Annotated in this window: 1 pseudogene; it reads left to right on the top strand. The window is 62.0% G+C overall.

From position 1 onward, the window contains the following. Nucleotides 1-1,773, top strand: a pseudogene (locus M5B43_RS27135) (type IV secretion protein Rhs); the annotation flags it as partial.

The raw sequence follows: 1,773 nt of genomic DNA, 5'->3' as shown, positions 1-1,773 counted from the left end.
CATGCGCTGGCGCACAGGCTTGTTGTTTCTGGTGACTCGGTGGTGTGGACCGATCACGAAAATCGCCGCACTGAGTTCCCATTGCCTAGCGCCTCGCGGCCGGCGATCACCAATAGCCTGGCCGAAGCGGCGATTTACTTGGGCGCCCTGCCCGATGAGCTGGTGCTGGCCCAGGCGTCGCGTTTCTACCATTTTCGCGACGGTGTGCTGACGGCGATCAGCGATGCGTATGACAACCGCCTGCGCATTGTCCGTGATCGTTCCGGGCGCATTGAGCGGCTGGACAACGGCGTCGGTCGTTCGTTGCTGCTGCGCTATGAGTGGGGTCGCATCGTCGCGGTGGACTACCAGGTTCATCGCGCCAAAGGCCGTGAACCCTACGAGTGGGTCACCGAGCAGAACATCGTTTCCTACACCTATGACGACGCTGGACGACTGGTGTGCGCGACCAATGCCGTCGGTGAAAGCGAGCGTTATCGGTACGACGACCAGCACGTCATTCTCGAGCGTGAGTTGGCCGGTGGCGCGAGTTTTTATTGGGCATGGGAACGCGCCGGCAAGGCAGCACGCTGTGTCCGCCACTGGGCCAGCTTTGCGCAGATGGACACGCGCTATGCCTGGGGGGATGACGGCCGCGTCAGCGTGCATAACGCCGATGGCAGCCAGGAAGTCTACGTTCACGACGACCGGGCGCGGTTGGTACAGCGCATCGATCCCGATGGCGCCGAGCATTTCAAATCCTACGATGAAAAAGGCCGGCTGACCGTCGAGCAAAACCCGCTGGGCGCGGTGACGGCGTATCAGTACGACGCCGCCGGGCGCTTGGTGGCGTTATTTCCCGGGGAGGATGAGCCGACCTCCTACGAGCATGACAACGGCTTCGTACGGGTTGTACGGCGTGGTGAAGCGGTCTGGAAATATGAGCGTAATGACCAGGGCGATGTTACGCGCAGGACCGATCCCGATGGGCAGGTTACGGACTACAGCTACAACAAACACGGGCAACTGACCGGGGTTGGGTACCCCGACCACAGCTGTCATCGGCTGGTGTGGAATGAACGTGGGCAGTTGCTTGAGGAGCAATTGCCCACTGGCGGGATCAAGCGTTATCGCTATGACGACCTGGGGCGACAGGTTTCCCGTGAGGATGAGCACGGCGCGCTGACCCAGTATCACTGGGACAGTGTCGGTCGGTTGACTCGCCTGGTCTTGCCTGGCGGTGCTTGCCGCGAATTCAGCTACAACCCCTACGGAAAAATCATCGCCGAGCGCGATGAACTCGGCCACGTCACCCGCTACGAATACGCCGACGGCCTGCACCTGATCAGCCGCCGTCTCAACGCCGACGGTACCCAGGTCAAGTACCGCTACGACAACGTCCGGCTGCTGCTGACCGAGATCGAAAATGAAGTCGGCGAAACCTACCAGCTCGATTACCACCCCAACGGCCTGATCCGGCAAGAAACCGGCTTCGACGGCCAGCGCACCGCCTACGCCTACGACCTCAACGGCAACCTGCTGGAAAAGACCGAACACGGCGACGATGGCAGTCAGCTCGTCACCCGTTACGAGCGCGACCACGCCGGGCGCCTCGTACGAAAAACCCTGCCGGATGGCAGCACGGTTGAATACACCTACGACCGCCAAGGCAACCTCCTCAGCGTCGACGACGGTCACTGGGCGCTGGCCTACGAATACGACCGCCAAAACCGCCTCACCGCCGAGCACCAAGGCTGGGGCACCTTGCGCTATGGCTACGACGCCTGCGGCCAG

Origin of the sequence: Pseudomonas sp. MWU15-20650 (assembly GCF_023242475.1) — a bacterium.
GTDB lineage: Bacteria > Pseudomonadota > Gammaproteobacteria > Pseudomonadales > Pseudomonadaceae > Aquipseudomonas.
This window is presented reverse-complemented; position numbering and strand designations above follow the sequence as displayed.